A 20,280-nucleotide genomic window follows, 5' to 3' on the forward strand; every position below is an offset into this window, starting at 1 on the left:
AATGTAATTAGGGTGTATTCGTCGAAAAAGTATACGTTGAATGGTAAAGAGGTGTGTTCAACGTCTTAAATGGAGTACAATAAAGGTGTCTGACAATATTTTTTGGCAATTCTGGACAGTAAAGTTAAAAAGGGCTGATAAAGTGGAAAAAACAGCAAGGATTTGACTACAGAAATCCTCTGTTTCGTGCTTCATGGACCAGGGCCAAGTCGTTTTGTTTTTCTACACCAAAAATCACCTTTAGCTGTCTTTTTCTGTTTTCTATCCCTGCCAGCGACAAGTTTATAAAATCTACCATGTCCTTTGTTCTGGTGCCAATGGAAACATGATAGAGTATTTTTTTGTCATTATCGTCCAATAAAAGATCATTGGACACTTTTTTTCTAATGGCCATCAAGGCTTTCTGACTATAATAGGGGGGTGAACTGATTACGCCTCTGACCATGGCAATAAGGGATTTCTCATCCACTTCGGATTTCACCATATAGCCATCGGGGTTCACATTCTTTAGAATACTGTTTATTCTGTAATTATCACTGAATGAGGACATGAATACAATTTTTGTATCGGGGATTATCTTTCTAGCGAAAATACCTAGGTCCTCTCCGGTTCGGGGTTCCTCCAAATGGGTTTCTGTTAATTGTACATCCAACAATAAAAGGTCATATTTGAAAGATCTGGCCGAATCCTCTATTTTTTGTTTTCCAATTTCAAAAGTATTGGCCGCTTCCACCTTTATCTGAAATTCTTCAAATTCGGCAGCCTCCAAAAGATATTTATATCCAGTAGTAATCATTTCATGATCATCCACCGTTAAGACTCTTAAAGTTCTCATGCTATTATCAATTAAAATAATCTATTAGACAGATAGAGGTTCCGCCTGTTCTTCCATAACACATGGGATGGTAACGATTACCTTTGTCCCCTGTCCAATTTTACTGTGGATGTCATAAGTGCCATTCAACTTTTCCAATCGGGAATTAATGTTTTTAAGTCCTATTCCTCTTTTTCCCTTCTTTTGGTCAAAACCAACGCCGTTGTCCAATACTATAATTCGTACATGCTCCTTTTCGGATTCGAACAGTAGGTCCACCTTAGTAGCCTTTGCATGTTTTATACAATTCTGTAAACTTTCCTGTACTATTCTATATATGTTAATTTTTATATCGCCCTTTAATTGGTCCCAATCTATTCTGTTGTCGTACTTAAAATGACATTTTATTTTAGAGGAATCTTGAATTGTTTTGACCAATTCTTCAATGGACACTATAAAGTTATGAATTTTTTCTTGCGATGCTCTGCTTAATTCATGGGAAATTGTACGGATTTCTTCCTCCAAACCTTGTAATTTTTTAAGTAGGTCACTGCGTTTTAGAACGGAATCGGAATCGGTTTTATTGTTAAGTCCGGAAAGAATTAAACGGATACCCAACATTTGCCCTAAAATACCGTCATGTAACTCCTCTGAAATCCGTTTCTTTTCCAGTTGTTTACCTTCTTCTACCTTTTTGTTTTGGGCCAGTAATAAATTAAATATTTCCTGATTGGCCTTCTGCTGTGCCTGTTCAAATCTCAATTTTTGATTTTTACGGCGTTGATCTATGGTAATCAATATAAATGCTGCAAGAACAAATAGGGCAATGGCTATCCCTATCCATAATTGGCGCTGCCGGGTCAGTAGTTCATTTTGTTCAATAAATTCATCCGTTTCGAACCGAATCCTTGTAAATTTATTTCTCGTGGTTCGTTCCTCTCGAAGCAGGCTGTCGTTTAATCTAATGTATTCCTGAGTGTAACGGGCCGCATGTATGGGGTCCAGTCTTGCCATATGCTCCAGGGATTCGAGTAGCCTAAAATTGTTCCCGGTCTGTTCAGAGACCATTTTGGATCTTAAGGCGTACTGTAAGGCCATCGCTGTATCTTTCTGACTCAAATAGTAATTTGATATTTCGAAAAGGGTATTGGCTAAACTTCTTGGGTCATGGATACTATCCTTAATTCTTAAGGCTTTTTTAAAAGTGGAAAGTACTTCGGTGGTGTCCCCTAGTTTGTTTTTACTGTTCGCATAGTTTGAAAGTGCTATAGCATACAATCGTGTATCAAAATGGTATATGTTATCTGTATTAATTACTTTTTTAAATGTTTCAACGGCCGTGTTGTATTCGCCTTTATCAAGATATACTTTACCTATGTTGTTAATAATGTTAAAGCGCGTTTGATCGGACCTATCTGTTTTGTCCAAATAGAATAGGGCCTTTTGGTAATATTCCAAAGCCTTCTCGTATTCTTTTAAAGCGTTGGTGACCGAACCCAGGTTATTATAACATAAATATAATTGATAATATTTGTCCAAGGGTTTAAAGAACTCAATGGCTTCAATGGTAGTGACTTCACTGGCCGTGTAATCCTTGATATTGGATTGTATCCTGGCCAAATTATATAAAACTCTACCGGTAGAATAGTTATCTTTTAAGGATTTGAATATTTTCTCGGCCTCTACATAATGATAATAGGCACTATCTTGTAAGCCATTATCTTCCAAAAAGGAACCAAGATCCCAGTGATTATTGGCCAGGGCATTGGAATCTCTAATTTTTTTGGACAGGGATAGAGCTAAGTTATTGGAACGTCTAAATTGTAAAGAGTCCCCTAACAATGCATAATAATAGGATATTCTAGAAAAATGTTTCGATTTAAGGGAGTCATTTTTTTCTTGCAAGGCTAAATCAAAGGCCTTGGAAAGATTTTGACGATATTCCTCGTTGGAATTACTATTTTCTTGCGACAACCAGTGGGTGATACTGTCGTTGGATGGAAGTGCTCCTGAATCTTTTGAGCGAAAGGAAGCATCCCTGCAACTGACATGCATCAGCTGTAGGAAAATCATTAATAAGAACAAGAATTTATAATTGACTTTTTTCTCCATGAAGGTGGAAAGATAAAAAAAAAGCCCTAAACAAATTTGTTTAGGGCTTTATATTTTATAGAAGTAACTTGAACCTTTTGGCTCCTGAACTTATCTCCTTTGGCTTATGCAATAGCGCTGTTAACCTTTTGAAAATCAGTTGTTGCCTTGGGAGGGTCCCTTCTTTCCTTTGGTACACTATCACCATCGGTTGCAACCGCGTTGTCATTGTACTGGAAATCGATTGATGCCTTTGGAGGGTCCCTTCTTTCCTTTGGCACACTGTCACCGTCTGTGGCAACTGCATTGTCATTATACTGGAAATTATCGGTAGCCTTTGGAGGGTCCCTTCTTTCCTTTGGCACACTGTCACCGTCTGTGGCAACTGCATTGTCATTGTACTGGAAATTATCGGTAGCCTTTGGAGGGTCCCTTCTTTCCTTTGGCACACTGTCGCCATCGGTGGCAACTGCATTGTCATTGTATTGGAAATTATCGGTGGCCTTTGGAGGGTCCCTTCTTTCCTTTGGAACACTGTCGCCATCGGTGGCAACTGCATTGTCATTGTATTGGAAGTCAATGGTAGCTTTGGGAGGGTCCCTTCGTTCCTTTGGAACACTATCGCCATCAGTGGCAACTGCATTGTCAATAGTTGGAAAATTTTCTTGGATTCCCATGGCAAATAAGCCGATACTAAGAAGTACTACGGCAAACATAGATAATAATCTTTTCATTTTTAGTGGTTTTCGAGGGTTAATAAGGTTTATATCTAGTGCCAAATTAACAATGAAAAGACATGAAAAAATTATGTAGGAATTATCTTTAGTATAGGTGGGAGTTCTATTAGTGAGCGTACCGTTTTTGTGAGAATTTGTTTAATTAAGGGCAGAAATAGTGTTTTTGGACAACACTTTCTTTAGATTGTCAATGTTACTTTTGTAGGATTTGGAAAAGGGTAATTGTAGTTTGTCATGCTTTAATGTGCACAGCCCTTTACCATAATTGATCCTAGAGACGAAGTCGATATTTATAATATAGCTCTGGTGAACCCTTACGAAATTCGTAGGTAAATTGTTCTCAAAAGTCTTTAACGTTTTAAAAGCACTTATAGTACTACCGTCTTTCATAAAAAAGTCGGTGGCATTGTTATCGGCCTGTAAATACATGATTTCTTGGGTATTTATATACCGATAATCCTTATAGGACTGAAGTAAAAGTGTTTTGGGCTCCTGTTCCTTGGGGGTTTTTAATTTTAACCTTAAGAGGGTCTTTCTAATGTCGAATTCGTTATAAGGCAATAACCAATAATCAAAAAAATGACATTTTAAGGCTTCAAACGCAAACTGCTTCGTTTTCGAAAATCCGATGAAAATGGGAATTTCCTTTAAATATTGATGCATTTCCATAATCATATGAAAATACTCATGGGCCTTTTCATTCAAATGGATGAAAACAACATCCGGAGATTTTTTAAGTATACCATTCAGACCATCTACACTGTTCGTGGCTACTCCTGAACAATAAAATTCACCATATTCTTCCATATAATGTTGAAGCTGTAAATTGGATTGGGCATCAGAGTCCAAAATGGTATAGGTATATTCCATAATTTCAGATGATTTTAAGGCAATTTAACGATACCCCGTAGCAAAGGGGGGTATTTGAACCTTAGAAAAACTAGGGTTTTCATTTTATTGGCAAAATAATTGAAATTTGAAGGAATTTTCCTTCATTGTATGATGTATAATACTATTTAATTCTGGGATAATGACTTCATATGCGCCAAGTGTTGGATTTTTGGTACGGCCCGCGCCTAAAATATCTAAGGGAACCATCTGTGCCGTAGCCAGATTTCCTGCTCCAATGGCAACTGAATTTTCCTTGACCAAAAAACTATTGGATGTGGGAGAGGCAAATAGGGGATCCAAATTTAGTAGCATATTATTATAATGGGCTGTATCGCTGAAATTGAATAGATCATTTTCAGAACTGTTCTTTAACTTTAAGAGACAGTTTTCAAAGTAATAATTAAACACTGAGTTTTTATCTTCACTTAGGTCCAATTCGTTCTGATTACTTCCGTATATGATGCAATTGTTAAAGTCGGCCCTTACTAGGTCATAAGAACTGCTACCGTCCGAATTGGAATTGTCCAAGCGTAGGGCCGCACTAGAGCGGAATCCGTATTTCCAATAGTTGGCTATGGTTGCATGGATAAAGCTGTAATCTCCCCCTAGGTTGCAGTAAAGGGATATGTTTCCTGCACTTCCCAAAACCAGATTTTCACTTCTAATTACAGCTGTTTTAGCCCAAAGGTTTACATTTTCGCTATTGTAGATTTGGGAATTCTTTATGGATAAAGTAGTTTCCTCAAGAGTATTGTCGCCCTGGACAAGAATGCCCACCGTAGCATTTTTAATAGTGAGGTATTCTATTTGGTTATGTATGCTACCCTTGGAAAGCCATATGGATCCCCATTGTCCCGGAACATCGGTATAGTTGGGTTCTAGGCGATCTCCTTCAAAAACAACTTCATTTTCCAGTACGTCCCGGTCCTCGCTTAATTTACCGTTAATGTGAAGGGAAGCATTTTCTTTTATCAGTATTCCTGAATCTTTGTGGAAATGCACACGTGTACCGGCCTCCATGCTTAAGGTCCTACCTGGTGGAACAACAGCGTAGCCGTATATAACATAGGGTTTGTCTTTAGTGAAGTTGAGCTGATCTGTTCTTAGTGGGAAACCTTCGACTTTAATTTCTTCCCCAGATTCCTTAATATCAAGAACAATGGTCTCCCGTTGCCCGTTCACGGACCTTTTGGGGTATAAAAAAATGGCGTCCCTTATCAGGGTAACCAATTGAACTTCTTGCAAATGCGTATCCTTGTCGAATTGAATGGCATCGGTATGTAAAAATTCCTTGGCCTCCGTATTGGCGATATCCGCAGTGGTTTCCACAAAGATGTATAGGCTATCTTGGGCGAACAAAGGGATGTCCCTAAATGATTGTCCAGCTTCCCCATCCACATTTAAGCGGTACTTGCTATTGTCCCCATTCTTGAGCTGGATAGTTGGGATGCTGATATCGGTTGAGCTGCGGTTATACACCTTTAAGGAGTAGGTACTACTGCCAATGTTGCTGAAAATAGTATCCAAATAAACAGTGTCCTTGGAAAATTCCAATGTACCGTTACTTTTGGTATAATCGAAGTCCGTCCTACATGAGAAAAATAATAGGAGTAGAACAAGGGTAGAGAGAATACAAAAAGTCTTTAGCACGGATTTTATATGGATATTTAGGTTTGGGTGAGAAATATACCTTCTATTTCCGGAGATATTCTCATAGGTTTAAAGGTTTCGGAGTTCAACAAACACCATTCGGTTTTGGATTTGACAAGCAATTGGTTGCTTTCTTTGTTGTACATTTCAACAATCCTAACACTTACGGGGCCTTTGGTTTTATCTATATAGGTTTTTATTAAAATTACATCGTCCAATTTTGCGGCACTTTTGTATGTTATATGATGGGTCAATACCACCCAGACCGTAGTGTTGATCAAATCTTTAGGGGCTTTGGCCTGCCAATGTTCCTTGGCAATATCCTGCATCCATTGTACATATCGTACATTGTTAACGTGGTTCAGGTCATCCAGATCATCTTCTACCACCTTTATGGTTTTTTCAAAAATTTCCATAGTTACTTTTTAAGGATGTTTACCTCAAATAATTTGTCCCAGTTTTTTCCGGTAACGAAGAAGGTCTTTCTTTCTGGATGATAGGCTACCCCATTAAGTACGTCAAGATTCTGGTGCTGGGTAACCCTTTCCTTTAGGCCGCCAAAATTTATAACGCCTTCAATGGCGCCACTTTTGGCATCAATGATCATCATACTTTCCTTTTGATAGACATTGGCATATATTTTTCCATCTACATATTCCAGTTCATTGGCCTTATTGAATATGGAGGTGTTGGTTACCGTTTCAAAATGCCCTTCTTCTGCCATGGTTTCAGGGTTTAAAAACCAGATTTTCTCGGTGCCATCACTTTTGAAAATTTTGTTGCCATCGTTGCATAAACCCCATCCTTCCTTACTTTGGTTATATTTAAAACTATCTATTTTCTTAAAATCCCTACGGTCGTAAATAAATCCAACGCCACTTTGCCAGGTGAGTTGATAAATTTTATCGTTTAAAATAGTGATGCCCTCCCCAAAATAAGTGTCGTCCAAGTCTATTTTCTTTAGGATTTCCCCTGTTTTATAATTCACCTGCCTTAAAGAGGATTTTCCTTTTTTACCCGTACTTTCATATAATGTATCCTTATAAAATTCCAATCCTTGGGTATAGGCGTCCCTGTCATGGGGGAATTCGTTGAGGATTTCGTAGGTGTAGATCTCTGGGGCGTGCTCCGCCAACAATTTAATTCCTTTGGACACTTCAACGGTTTCGCCATCGAAACGAATGTTGGCGGTCAAGGTTTTTGCTCCGAGTTCCAATTGGTCCAAGGTAATTTTATTGTTGTTCAGGGCAATTTCCTTATTGTCCAATGTATAGGTGATCTGTTCTATTTCTTTATTTTTGAGATTTTTGACAGAAACACCAACTACCTGATTTTTTTGAAATTCAGTCCGGTTTCCTTCCAGCTGAATCTCGAAGAGTTTAGATGGATTGGTGGTGCCGTCACAGGCCAAAAAGAACAGGGGGATTATGAAGAATAGGTTTAGTTTTAAGGTGTTCATTTTTTAATAAGGGTATAATTTATAATATAATCCTAGTAGGTAAAGTGCCTGGGCCGAACAATTATTTTTTCAATTTTTATTTAGTTGTCTTAAAATCAACCCGCTATCCCGAAATGGATTTGGCAACTTTATAAGGCAAGATATTTAATAAAATTAAGACCTGAAAACGATTGCAAAAAAATTAAAAGATTGTATATTTGCATCGGCAAGTCCTACACGACCAGCTCCTGTAGAATCCCCCAGGGTGGGAACGCAGCAAGGGTATATGGTTGTAGCGGTGCGATGTAGGTAGCTTGCCATTTTTTGTACCCTATAGTGAAGTTTTTTTCTTTTTTGAGCTATTTGGCGTAGATATCATTTTTATAAGCCTTCCGATTCCTTATTTATTTGTTAATTTGCATCCTTAATTTTCTATTAATGGAACAAAGGGTTGTACTGATTACCGGAGGTTCTTCTGGCATTGGAAAATCGATCGGGATTTATTTAAAGTCCAAAGGTTTTAAAGTATACGGAACAACAAGACGGGTGGCGGGACATGCTGATTTTACCGACTTTGAACTATTGGAATTGGATGTGAGAAATCAGGAAAGTATAGCAACTGCCATTTCGGATCTAATGGCAAGGGAAGGAAGATTGGATATTCTGATAAACAATGCAGGTATTGGAATTACGGGTCCAATAGAGGAAACGCCACAGGAAGAGATATTAAAGGCGTTCGATACCAATTTTAATGGCCCCCTGCATATGTCCAAAGAGGTCTTACCGCATATGAGGCAACAGAAAAAGGGCTTGATCATCAACATTACATCCATAGCAGGGTATATGGGCTTACCGTACAGGGGTATTTATTCTGCCAGCAAAGGAGCATTGGAGCTGGTTATGGAGGCAATGAGAATGGAAGTAAAAGGATTTGGGGTGAACATAACCAATTTGGCCCCAGGTGACTTTGCTACCAATATAGCCTCTGGTCGTTACCATGCCCCAATATTGGAGGACTCGGCCTACAAGGAATCTTATGGAAGTACCTTGAAAATGATGAACGAGCATGTGGATAGTGGTCAAGACCCCATGATGGTAGCCTATATGGTATATGAAATAATCAATACAAAAAAACCTAAAGTCCATTATAAGGTAGGACAGTTTATGCAAAAGTTCTCCTTATTTCTTAAAAAAATATTACCGGACAAAGTATATGAGAAACTATTGATGAACCATTATAAATTGTAATTTTGCGTGACTCAAAGATAGACATGCAAAAAGGCAATATCTTTAAAATTAATAATTTAAAAAGCAATTAACATGAAGTTCTTTATTGACACAGCCAATTTGGCACAGATAAAAGAAGCCCAGGAATTAGGAGTATTGGATGGGGTAACCACTAATCCTTCCCTAATGGCCAAGGAAGGTATTACCGGAAGAAACAATATTTTGAAGCACTATGTAGATATCTGTAATATTGTGGATGGCGATGTATCTGCCGAGGTTATTTCCACTGATTTGAAAGGTATGATCAAGGAGGGTGAGGAATTGGCAGAACTGCATGGGCAAATCGTAGTTAAAGTTCCTATGATAAAGGACGGAATCAAGGCTATAAAATATTTTGCCGACAAGGGAATAAGGACCAATTGTACTTTGGTATTTTCCTGTGGGCAGGCATTGTTGGCCGCTAAAGCTGGAGCAGCCTATGTTTCTCCATTTATTGGTAGGTTGGATGATATTTCAACGGACGGTCTAAACTTGATCTCTGAGATTAGGCACATATATGATAATTATGAGTTTGATACCCAAATATTGGCGGCTTCGGTAAGACACACCATGCATGTGATAGATTGTGCCAAAATTGGCGCCGATGTTATGACCGGACCTTTGTCGGCCATTGAAGGTTTGTTAAAACACCCTTTAACCGATAGTGGGCTGGCCAAGTTTTTGGAAGACTACCAAAAAGGGAACTAGTTTTTCCACGATTCCAAATAGTACAAAGCCTCTTTGGTCCATGGGACAAAAGAGGCTTTGTTGTTCTTAATATTCTGTTTTAACCGTAAGGATAAAGAAAAAAGGATTATTGGAATTAATGATCGGGATGTTCTTGGGCCGAAGGATCCATTATTTGCAATGGGAAGGTATGTTAAAAACTGCTATATAGATCAGCAAATCCGTCTACAATAAGACCATTTTTGGTTATAATGCCCTTATTGAGGCCTCCTATTACCAAAGCATTTTTTAGATTTTCAAAATCATCGGTACGGAATTGCTTTTCGGTATCCAATTGATTGGTACTCAGCAATGATTGCCACCTTAGGGCGTCCGTGTTGCAATTTATTCCAATAAAAGTAAACTCTGGCCTGTTTTTGGAGAGCTGTGCCACACGCCTAAGGACATTTTCAAAGTTGGATCTTTGGGTCCCGGACCAAAAATAAAACACGGTATTTTTCTCTTTTTCGGCTATTTCCTGTAGGGTCACCAAAGTTCCATCCGTATTGAAAACTGAAATATTAGGCAATTTATTACTAGGCTGCAGATTGTTTACCCCTTGATAAATGGCTTCTATTTCGGCACTGTGCCTGTTGTTCCCGGAACGTCTGTGAAAGTCGCTTATAAAGATCCTATTGTTTTCATCAGTATCATGTACATTTATTAGATAGTCTATGGCAACATTTCTGAATAGATTATCCCTTAGGTCCTTTTCCGTAACCAAACTGTCTATCAGCTTTAACTTGTGTTGGTTAAAATGTAATTTGTTCTTAATGATATTATAGTGTGCATCCTCGCATTTTGTATAACATCCCATATAGGATAAATTATTAAAATGCGTCTTCATATAATTGTAGTAGTATCTGTGATAGGATAGATTTTCATTGTTGTAGTCTATCTTATTCCTATAATCATAAAAATTGTCCGGAAGATCAGGGAGGGTGTTTTTTCTTGTTCTCCTCATGTTCCAGAACGGGTACTTTTCCTTGTAGATGTAATAATTGTAGTCTATACTGGCCTTGGCCATATCCTCTGCTTTTGTGGACAGGTTTACTTCCGTTACCAGCTCGTTGAGGGTGTTTAATTTAATTGCCTTTATGGAATCCAGTTTACGGGAAAAGTCCACCGGATCAAGTTGGGAAAAGGAATAAACTATGGCAGGCTCTGATTCCGTACTTAAAAAGAACTCCACAAGAAAATTATTTATTTCTTCGCCCCTCCCGGAAAATATTAATGATTCGTCAAAGTCCTCCGTATTCAAACGGATCATTAAACTATCGCCCCTTTCAAGATAAACGTACTGTAATTCGGGACTATGGTCAAAATGATATAGACCTTCCACAACAGTATCCAGCTGTATAACGAATCTATTTTCGTCATTAAGTTTGGCTGAATCCACAACAATATCGTCTTTAAAAAGTACAACATATTCGCTTGTGGGATTTACAATTTCACCAGCAAAGAATGCACCAGGGGATTTTTTTTCTATCGTACTGCAACCAACTAATGCAATAAGAAAAGAATATAGTAAAGGTTTATTCATATGAGAATAGCTACTTTATAGTGAACAAATCTAATAAACTCAAGAGATACAGGCTGTTAATTGTGAGTTAAAACTATTGTTCCTTAGTTAAAATGACATCTGTAACCGTTGAAATATAGTTGCTTGAACGGGTTTATTTTTGTTATTTTTGCACAAAATTTAAAACATATTATATGCTGTCAGTATCAAATTTATCTGTGCAATTTGGAAAAAGGGTTCTTTTTGATGAAGTAAACGTATCCTTTACACAAGGTAATTGTTATGGTATTATTGGTGCCAATGGAGCGGGAAAGTCCACATTTTTACGAATTCTTTCGGGACAAATAGATCCTACATCCGGCCATGTTCACTTGGAGCCAGGAAAAAGGATGTCTATCTTGGAACAAAATCACAATGCCTATGATGAATATACGGTTTTGGAGAGTGTTGTCATGGGCAATAAGCCTTTGTTCAAGATAAAGAAGGAGATCGACGCCCTTTATGCAGATTATAGTGACGAGAATGCGGATAGAATAGGGGAGCTGCAAGTGCAATTTGAGGAAATGAATGGTTGGAATGCCGATAGCGATGCTGCAGCCCTGTTGTCCAATTTGGGAATTACGGAGGAATTCCATTACACCTTAATGGGCGATTTGGATTCCAAACTCAAGGTTAGGGTTTTATTGGCCCAGGCCTTGTTCGGCAATCCGGATGTATTGATCATGGATGAGCCTACCAACGACCTGGATTATGAAACCATCAATTGGTTGGAGAACTTCCTAGCCGATTATGAGAATACGGTTATTGTAGTTTCGCACGATAGGCACTTTTTGGATTCTGTTTGTACGCATATTGGGGATATAGATTTCGGGAAAATGAACTTATACTCGGGGAACTATACATTTTGGTATGAGAGCAGTCAATTGGCGGCAAGACAAAGGGCACAACAGAACAAAAAATCAGAAGAAAAAGCCAAGGAATTACAAGAGTTTATTCAAAGGTTCAGTGCCAACGTGGCAAAGAGCAAACAGGCCACTTCCAGAAAGAAAATGTTGTCCAAATTAAAAATTGAGGACATCAAGCCTTCAAGCAGACGATACCCAGCCATTATTTTTGACAGAGAAAGGGAGGCAGGAGATCAGATATTGAACGTGGAAAAGTTGTCCGCTTCAACGGAGGAGGGTGAAATTTTATTTCAGGATGTCAATATCAATTTGGCCAAAGGCGATAAAGTGGCTATAATTTCCAGGGATTCAAGGGCCACAACGGCATTTTACGAGATTATTAATGGGAATAGAAAGGCGGACAGTGGTTCCTTTCAATGGGGGGTAACTACCAACCAATCATACCTACCTGCAGATAATGCCTCCTTCTTTACAGAAGATATCAATCTTGTGGACTGGTTAAGGCAATGGGCCAAAACAGAAGAAGAAAGGGAAGAAGTTAATATCAGGGGGTTTTTGGGAAAAATGTTGTTTAGCGGTGAAGAGGCATTGAAAAAATGTACGGTATTGTCCGGAGGGGAGAAAGTACGTTGTATGTTGAGTAGAATGATGCTAATGAGGGCCAATGTAGTTATGTTGGATGAGCCTACCAACCATTTGGACCTGGAGAGTATAACCACTTTCAATAATTCCTTAAAGAACTTTAAAGGCACTGTTCTCTTTACGACCCATGATCACGAGTTTGCCGAAACTGTAGCGAATAGGGTAATAGAATTGACTCCTAAAGGTAATATTGATAGGTATTTGACGTTTGATGATTATATGTCCGATAAGACCATAAAGGAACAGCGCAACAAAATGTACGCCGTTCCAGTGTAGTTTTGTAGGACCCAATTCTTACATAATGAAAACCTATCTCTACCTATGGATGTTTATTGCATGTCTTACCGTGGGTTGTTCCGAGGAAGGCGTTGGGGAAAAGAGTGACGATGCTCCAAGCCTATTGGCCAACTATACCGTACTACTTCAAAAAGACGGGGTTTTGAAAACGGCTTTTTTAAAAGCCGATCCGAATGGAATTGACGTTGATCCGGACAATGGCGATTTTGAAAAAAATGCCTCAGCCAAAACTATACTACAGGAATGGTGACAAAATGGGGTTTTATAAACCCGAGGAGGACTGCAGTGCCCATATTACGGTTCACGAATACATAATTAGGAAAATAACCAGCCATGAGCTAAACAAACCTGCCTGCCGGCAGGCAGGAGAAAAGACCCTTCTTCGCTAGGTGGTCTCTAAAATCTCTGGATTTTAAGGACCGATGCCATGGCCTAAATTATTTCCAGGGTTTCAATAATTCTTAACGGCCATGCCATCTCCACGACGGAAGAAGAACGACCAAACCATAGACCTTGAGGGCAATGCCAAAGGTTTTTAATAACGGAAAATGACTTATCCCCACATGAAGGTTGACGCAACGAAAGGACCGGCCTATTTTCAATTTACTTAAGTGGTTATTATTGTTTTTTATAGGTTTTCGTGAATCTTCGATTTCGTATTAAATCAAGTGGTTTCCACATTGGAAGGTGGAAGGCGTCCATAGAGCATTTCACCCAAGTGAAAGCGGCCTGGACGCCGGGGCCGTGGAAAGTGCGTAGATTTAAAGAAATTTAAAATCAGCCTGCCTTGGCTACAGCTGGCTCCTCCTAACCACAAGGTACCCCGTACCTTGGTTGTTCGGCCCTGGTCGTTTTTTATTCATCGGCTGGTCTATTGATTTTTAATGGTATTCATGAATGCTGCGCATTTGGGCGATGCAAAAAATGAACAGGACACAAAAATGAGATAATTTGGAAATTTGAAAATGTAGCAATGAGTCAATGTGTTAATTTGCTTTCTAGCTTTTGGCCGAGGAACACAGATCATTGCTAATTGCTAATCGTTCTTTGCTTACGGAAAGGGATCAAGGACCTTGATGTCAATGCCAAAGGTTTTTAATAACGGAAAATGACTTATCCCCACATGAAGGTTGACGCAACGTAAGGACCGGCCTATTTTCAATTTCGTCTTAAATCAAGTGGTTTTCACATTGGAAGGCGGAAGGCGTCCATAGAGCATTTCACCCAAGTGAAAGCGGCCTGGACGCCGGGGCAGTGGAAAGTGCGTAGATTTAAAGAAATTTAAAATCAGCCTAGCGTTTTTTGGTTCGTTTTTTGGGCGATGCAAAAAATGAACAGGACACAAAAATGAGATAGTAAATTATATCTTTTTGTAATTCACACACAACTTTTGGGATTGATCCGTACTGTTTTTGCGGAAGACTTAAATTGTGACCTGGATGTAAGATCGGTAGCTTTTTCCGGAAATAAAGGCCTTTTGGCCTGTGTTCTGCCAAAGGACACTAAAGAAATCAATTATTTATTAAGGATTTTGGATCTCACACAAAGCCCAAGTGCATATATCGATGTAACATTGTCCAAAGAACCCGTACAACTCTTGGTTGCTAAATTGATTTGGACGGTATTACCATGGAATTGTTTTCCGACTAAAACAGATTGGACAGCAGTATTTTTTCCCTAGGTTTTTTTGTACTTGGAATTCCAGATGGCCGGATTGAAATTTTTGCCCATGGCAAAGCCGTAAAATATTACTATGGAAGCAAGACATTTAAACATAAATAGGAAAATCACCCAAAATTGAAAGCTGGAACCTTCCTTGGAGAACAACCCGTTGGGGACCAGTAGGGTAACCAAATAACTAATGCCCACTATCAGGCCAATTAGATTTACCAAGCTCTTGAAAGGCCACATTAATATCTTTCGCAGTGGATGCAGATCACGGCCCCATTTGTGGATTAAATAGTAATGGTCATTCCCGATCGGGGCAAACAAAATGGGGTCATCCCTATCTTCCAATTTGAAAAGCTTTGAGGGGGCCAGGATCTTAAACCCCTTTAATTCCAAATTATGGACTTTTTCCAGTTTATTAATTTTGGAAATGGCATCCGTAGGAATTGCACCTTTAAAATAATGCGAATCCAAAAAACGCAGCCTATAGTCGACCGCTATTTTTTTTATATGCCGAATATGGTAAATTTTATCAGTCTCCAATAGATCAAAATCAAAGGCATTGGAGATCACTGTGTCCTTACTTATAAGGTTGGTCCCAATTCTTTTCCGGGCTTCCCTATCTTCGGCCAAAAGACGATACACCTCATTTAATAATTGATTGGCAGACTTGTCCCTTTGCTTTGCCAGAATAAGCTTTTCCTGAATATTGGTCCTTCTCAATAACATTTGATATTCATTTATAGCAATGGACATAAAGTTAAGGAAATAAGATTTTCGATCGAGATTTCAACCGTTAAAATTGGAAATAAACAAGGTAACTAAATGGCAATTTGATGTTTTTTCCGCCTAAATATTGGCATTGTGGTATTAAAAAATATAGTTAATAACTTTTTTTAAAACAATAGATCGAATATTGTATATTGTCGAGGAATTTAACCGTTCGTCGATTTTTACTATCATTACCAAGCCCTAGAACCAATGAATAGCTATGTGACCTTTTGCGCTCTATTATTTTTGATTACCTCCATTGGTTTTGGCCAAACGTCGTTCAAGGAAAATAGTTTTTTAAAAAAAGAAAATTCAATAATAGAAAGTACCGCCGATTCTGGACACCACTATACTTTGTTGGAAGCGGTAAAGGCAGCCAATTTGGACAAGATATTGAACGAGGATGGTCCGTTTACTGTATTTGCGCCCTCAGATCTGGCTTTTAAAAAACTCTCACAAGTAGACTTGAAGGAATTATTATTGCCGGAAAACAAAAAGGAACTCTTTTCGCTTTTAACCTACCACATTGTTGCAGGCAACATAACCGCCTCAAAAATTTTGAAGGCTTTGTGCAACGGGAATGGCAAAGCAAGTTTTACGACCGTACAGGGCGATAAAATTTTCGCCTCTATGGACGGATTGGATATTGTACTCATGGACAGGGCCGGTAATAGGGCCAAAATCACCAATGCCGATGCCAATCAAAGCAATGGGGTTATTCATGAAATAGACAGCGTTATTCTGCCCAATATACTTTCAGCGGCAAATCTACCTTAATTCGGCTCCCAATTCGCTTTCATAGCGGTGTAGGAGCTTATTCATTATCTTATCTATCTGTTTGTCGGTCAAGGTACCGTTCTCATCCTGTAAGGTGTAGCTTACAGCATATGACTTCTTGCCTTCTGGTAAATTCTTGCCATTGTAAACATCGAAAAGGTTCACATTTGTTAAAAATTTCCGTTCAGTCTGAAGTGCTATATCATAAATCTGTTTAAAACTTACCTGCTCATCTACTAAAAGGGCGTAGTCTCTCTTCACTTCAGGGTATTTTGGAATCTCTGTATAGACTATTTTGCTGTTCACAATGGCTTCCAAGATATAATCCCAGTCAAAATCCGCAAATAGCACTTCTTCCTTAATATCAAATTCCTTTAAAATGGATTTCTTTACGACCCCAATGCTCACAATTCGCCTATTGGCCAAAAGCAAGGTTATCCCTTCCGATAGAATATCACTGGAATTAGGTTGGGAAATAAGTTGGGTCAGTCCCAATCTATTCAGGAGATTTTCCACAATGGCCTTGAGGTAAAAGAAGTCGGCCTTTTTGGGTGGTGTGGTCCAAGTGTCCTCCAATCTGTTCCCAGTGACAAGAATGCTCAGATGCTTTTTTTCCTCTCTTTGGGTCTGATATTGGTGATAGGTTTTTCCAAATTCGAATATTTTAAGGTTTTGCATCTGCCTATTGCTGTTGTGGGCAATGGCCTCTAAACCTGAGAACAGCATAGATTGCCGCAAAACGGATAAATCTGAACTAAGGGGGTTTAGCATGGAAATGGTGTGCTCTTCCTTTATATCTCCCGACAATTTGTTGTAGGCGGGGGAGGTTAAGCTATTGGCCATTATTTCATTAAAACCTTTGGAAGCCAAAAAATTACCTATAATGTTTTGGATCTTATAATCCTCAAACTTGGAAGTAGGGGCTATGGAGGCGTTTAGTTTTTCTTTGAACTCAACATTATTATAGCCGAAAACACGAAGAATTTCCTCAATCACGTCTACCTCCCTTTGAACATCAACTCGGTAAAAAGGAATTGATAATCCCAGGCCGGATTCCGTTACGTTCTTGACCTTTATATCCAATGAGGCCAAAATGGATTTTATAGTGTCTTTAGGTATTTCTTGACCAATCAATTTATTTATTTTGTCAAAAGTTAAAAACACGTGGTAGTCATCCTTCTTTTTTGGATATATATCTACAATGTCCGAGGTAATATCACCACCTGCAATTTCGTGGATAAGCAGGGCGGCCCGTTTAAGGCAATATTCAACATTATCAATATCAATCCCCCTTTCAAAACGGAAGGAAGCATCTGTGTTTATACTGTGCCTCTTGGCCGTTTTTCGCACGGATACTGGGTTAAAGAAGGCACTTTCCAAAAATATGCTACTAGTACTTTCCGTTACCCCGGAATTCTGCCCTCCAAGGACACCGGCTATGCAGAGGGGTTTTTCCGTATCACAGATCATAAGATCTTCTTCATCCAAGCTGCGTTGAACACCATCCAAAGTGATAAAATTGGTTCCTTTGGGAAGCGTTTTGACCACTATTTTGTTCCCCTTTATCTTGGCGGCATCAAAGGCGTGTAAAGGCTGCCCCAACTCGTGCAATACATAATTGGTAGCGTCCACCACATTGTTTTTTGGGGTAATTCCGATTGATCTCAATCTATTCTTAAGCCAGTCTGGCGATGGTTGTACAATTAGATTGCTAATGGTTATACCACAATATCTAGGGGCCAGTTCACTTTTAACTACCTCAACATCAATTTTTAATGATCGGTTTACAATATTAAAATTGGTCACTGGAGGAGTAATCAATTCCTTTAGGATGTCCAGTTGCTTAAATCCTGCTTTTAAATCCCTTGCAACTCCAAAGTGGCTCATGGCATCGGCCCTGTTTGGGGTGAGACCAATCTCAAAGACCTCATCCACTTCAATTTCGAAAACTTCGGAACAGGGCGTTCCAACTTTTAGGCCATCGGGGAGTACCATAATTCCATCATGGCTTTCGCCCAATCCCAGTTCATCTTCGGCGCAGATCATACCATGGCTTTCCTCACCTCTAATTTTCCCTTTCTTTATCACCCATTTCTCTCCTTCGGGCGTATACAAGGTTGTTCCTATGGTAGCCACTGCCACTTTTTGGCCAGCCTCAACATTGGGGGCGCCACAGACAATTTGTAATGGAGCTTCTAGACCTATATCTACGGTGGTCAATTTTAGTTTATCCGCGTTTGGGTGTTTTATGCAGGTTAAAACTTCCCCGACCACGATACCTTTCAATCCTCCTTTGACAGATTCAAAAGGGGAAATACCCTCAACCTCCAGGCCTAGATCAGTTAATAATTCAGCTGTCCTATTAGAATCCCAGTCAATTTTTAAAAACTGCTTCAACCAGTTGTAAGATATTTTCATCGAGTTTTTTTAAAGACCTCAAATATAAAACAATGCTAGAAGACATTCAATACGTATTTGATTGAATGTTTTATTTTTTATTATCCAAAATTTTTTGTTACTTAACTTGGTATTTTTTTCAATCCCCCATTTCAATTCACGGGACCAACCTGTGGATAGGCCCGATAATTTCCCCCTTGGTTTAATTTTTAATGATTTAACATGAAGCGCATTTTCTTCATATTTGGTCTATTTATAATGCTTAATGGCTGTAGGGACTTTAATACAGGTGTTTTGGCAGAAGGTATTTGGTTGGCCCAATTAACCGTGGGCGACGACCAAAGTTTACCTTTCAATTTTAGGCTTAAGGAGGTGGAAAGGGGTACCTACACAATGGAACTGTACAACGCCGATGAAACTATTTATATCGATGAAATAAAGGTGAAGGGAGATTCGGTGATCATAAGATTGCCTGTTTTTGAAGGATATTTGGCTGCAAAATTTACGGCACATGGGATACGTGGTAAATTTATCAAGGAAAACGAAGACAGGGTATTGCCCTTTATTGCTGTCCATGGAATTAAGGAACGCTTTAAAAGTAAGGGTATTCCAAACACCAATATTTCAGGTGACTGGGAAGTGGAATTTATACCTGAAGAAGGGGAAAGCTATAAGGCCAAAGGTATCTTTAAACAAGTTGATGATAAGGTTTCCGGTACTTTTAGGACCACTACGGGCGATTATCGTTTTCTGGAAGGCATCAATAGTGTGGATTCCGTAAAGTTCTCCACCTTTGACGGTGCACGTGCCTACTTGTTCAAAGCCAAAACTACGGATAGCTCCATGGTGGGAGTGTTTTATTCCGGTAACCATTCCAAGGAATTTTTCAGGGCAAAAAGGAATGAAAATTATGAGCTGCCCAATTCCGAAGCTTTGACCTATTTAAAAAAAGGATATCACACACTAAGCTTTTCGTTTCCGGATTACAATGGCAATTTAGTGTCCTTGTCAGATCCCGCCTTTAAGGATAAGGTGGTCATAGTTCAAATTATGGGGACCTGGTGCCCAAATTGTTTGGATGAAACCAAGTTTCTGGTAGAGTATCTAAAAAAACACTCCAATGAAAAAATAGCTGTTGTGGCCCTTGCCTTCGAATATGCCAAAACCAGGGAGTCCGCCTATAAATCCATTGATAGACTTAAGGAAAGAATAGGCGTTCAATACCCTATATTATTGGCCCAATATGGTGGTATAGACAAGGAAATGGCACAAAAAAAGTTGCCAATGCTAAATCATGTTCTTTCCTTCCCAACTACTATAATAGTGGATAAAAAGGGTGATGTGCAAAAAATATACACGGGTTTCAATGGTCCGGCCACAGGAAGTAATTACGAAAGTTTTAAGAAAGATTTCCACTACTTTATACTTCAGCTACTCCAAGCTTAAAGGAATTTTGTTCAAATAAAAGCGAACCTTAAGTCGTAAAAATTAATCGGGAGGTGAATGGGCATACAAAGCGTTCCAGTGGTTTTTAATTGTTGATAGGATGATGGGGGATCAAGAATAATTGTTGTGTTTAATAAAAAATTAGGATTAATTTGATCAGTCGTGTTTTTTTTGATAAATAGTTTTTATTAATAGGAGCAATTTAGTAAAACCAATGATTAAATTATTTCCAGGGCTTCAAT

Annotated in this window: 16 protein-coding genes and 1 other RNA gene; 7 read left to right on the forward strand and 10 right to left on the reverse strand. The window is 38.8% G+C overall.

What is annotated here, in order from left to right:
* Nucleotides 1-166: 166 nt before the first annotated feature.
* From QSE00_RS18600 to QSE00_RS18630, 7 genes are all read right to left on the reverse strand, one after another.
* Nucleotides 167-835 carry a response regulator gene (locus tag QSE00_RS18600; RefSeq protein WP_110358075.1) on the reverse strand — a complete coding sequence of 223 codons (669 nt, stop codon included), beginning with the start codon at nt 833-835 and terminating at the stop codon, nt 167-169.
* Nucleotides 836-859: 24 nt separating this feature from the next.
* Nucleotides 860-2,926: a tetratricopeptide repeat-containing sensor histidine kinase gene (locus QSE00_RS18605; protein WP_286107035.1), complete on the reverse strand. Its 2,067-nt coding sequence runs from the start codon at nt 2,924-2,926 to the stop codon at nt 860-862.
* A 104-nt stretch (nt 2,927-3,030) separates the two neighbouring features.
* Complete coding sequence (locus QSE00_RS18610) at nt 3,031-3,639, reverse strand: hypothetical protein (RefSeq protein WP_286107036.1); 609 nt, start codon at nt 3,637-3,639, stop codon at nt 3,031-3,033.
* Between the two features lie 141 nt (nt 3,640-3,780).
* Nucleotides 3,781-4,512 carry a LytR/AlgR family response regulator transcription factor gene (locus QSE00_RS18615; RefSeq protein ID WP_286107037.1) on the reverse strand — a complete coding sequence of 244 codons (732 nt, stop codon included), beginning with the start codon at nt 4,510-4,512 and terminating at the stop codon, nt 3,781-3,783.
* 84 nt (nt 4,513-4,596) lie between these two features.
* Entirely contained in the window at nt 4,597-6,183 is a 1,587-nt protein-coding gene (locus tag QSE00_RS18620) for a hypothetical protein (RefSeq protein ID WP_286107038.1), read from the reverse strand.
* Between the two features lie 17 nt (nt 6,184-6,200).
* On the reverse strand, nt 6,201-6,599 hold the full coding sequence (locus tag QSE00_RS18625) for an acyl-CoA thioesterase (RefSeq protein ID WP_110358080.1): 399 nt from the start codon (nt 6,597-6,599) through the stop codon (nt 6,201-6,203).
* A 2-nt stretch (nt 6,600-6,601) separates the two neighbouring features.
* The gene (locus QSE00_RS18630) at nt 6,602-7,642 is read right to left on the reverse strand and encodes a glutaminyl-peptide cyclotransferase (RefSeq protein WP_286107039.1); all 1,041 of its coding nucleotides are present in this window, start codon (nt 7,640-7,642) and stop codon (nt 6,602-6,604) included.
* Nucleotides 7,643-7,845: 203 nt separating this feature from the next.
* On the opposite strand from QSE00_RS18630, the gene ffs reads away from it, so the two are divergent.
* The 3 genes from ffs to fsa all read left to right on the forward strand — a co-directional run bounded on the left by ffs (nt 7,846) and on the right by fsa (nt 9,595).
* An RNA gene (gene ffs / locus QSE00_RS18635) (signal recognition particle sRNA small type) lies at nt 7,846-7,944 on the forward strand.
* A gap of 115 nt (nt 7,945-8,059) precedes the next feature.
* Nucleotides 8,060-8,869: an SDR family oxidoreductase gene (locus QSE00_RS18640; protein WP_286107040.1), complete on the forward strand. Its 810-nt coding sequence runs from the start codon at nt 8,060-8,062 to the stop codon at nt 8,867-8,869.
* Nucleotides 8,870-8,941: 72 nt separating this feature from the next.
* Nucleotides 8,942-9,595, forward strand: coding sequence for a fructose-6-phosphate aldolase (fsa, locus tag QSE00_RS18645; protein WP_110358083.1), 654 nt, complete (start codon nt 8,942-8,944; stop codon nt 9,593-9,595).
* Between the two features lie 172 nt (nt 9,596-9,767).
* On the opposite strand, the gene QSE00_RS18650 is transcribed toward fsa, so the two are convergent.
* A complete protein-coding gene (locus tag QSE00_RS18650) occupies nt 9,768-11,156 on the reverse strand; it encodes a transaldolase (RefSeq protein WP_286107041.1) in 1,389 nt (462 codons plus the stop codon).
* A 173-nt stretch (nt 11,157-11,329) separates the two neighbouring features.
* Between QSE00_RS18650 and QSE00_RS18655 the strand changes: the two genes are divergently transcribed.
* A complete protein-coding gene (locus tag QSE00_RS18655) occupies nt 11,330-12,958 on the forward strand; it encodes an ABC-F family ATP-binding cassette domain-containing protein (RefSeq protein WP_110358085.1) in 1,629 nt (542 codons plus the stop codon).
* A 25-nt stretch (nt 12,959-12,983) separates the two neighbouring features.
* On the forward strand, nt 12,984-13,229 hold the full coding sequence (locus QSE00_RS18660) for a hypothetical protein (protein ID WP_286107042.1): 246 nt from the start codon (nt 12,984-12,986) through the stop codon (nt 13,227-13,229).
* Between the two features lie 1,427 nt (nt 13,230-14,656).
* Here QSE00_RS18660 and QSE00_RS18665 read toward each other — a convergent pair.
* Nucleotides 14,657-15,403, reverse strand: a complete 747-nt coding sequence (locus QSE00_RS18665; protein ID WP_286107043.1) for a hypothetical protein — start codon at nt 15,401-15,403, stop codon at nt 14,657-14,659.
* Between the two features lie 225 nt (nt 15,404-15,628).
* Between QSE00_RS18665 and QSE00_RS18670 the strand changes: the two genes are divergently transcribed.
* On the forward strand, nt 15,629-16,195 hold the full coding sequence (locus tag QSE00_RS18670) for a fasciclin domain-containing protein (RefSeq protein ID WP_286107044.1): 567 nt from the start codon (nt 15,629-15,631) through the stop codon (nt 16,193-16,195).
* Here QSE00_RS18670 and pheT read toward each other — a convergent pair.
* Nucleotides 16,187-18,613: a phenylalanine--tRNA ligase subunit beta gene (gene pheT, locus QSE00_RS18675; RefSeq protein ID WP_110358089.1), complete on the reverse strand. Its 2,427-nt coding sequence runs from the start codon at nt 18,611-18,613 to the stop codon at nt 16,187-16,189. The genes QSE00_RS18670 and pheT overlap by 9 nt on opposite strands.
* A gap of 201 nt (nt 18,614-18,814) precedes the next feature.
* On the opposite strand from pheT, the gene QSE00_RS18680 reads away from it, so the two are divergent.
* Nucleotides 18,815-20,038 carry a peroxiredoxin family protein gene (locus tag QSE00_RS18680; RefSeq protein ID WP_286107045.1) on the forward strand — a complete coding sequence of 408 codons (1,224 nt, stop codon included), beginning with the start codon at nt 18,815-18,817 and terminating at the stop codon, nt 20,036-20,038.
* The last annotated feature ends 242 nt before the right edge of the window (nt 20,039-20,280 follow it).

It is taken from the genome of Arenibacter flavimaris, assembly GCF_030291335.1.
Taxonomy (GTDB): domain Bacteria; phylum Bacteroidota; class Bacteroidia; order Flavobacteriales; family Flavobacteriaceae; genus Arenibacter.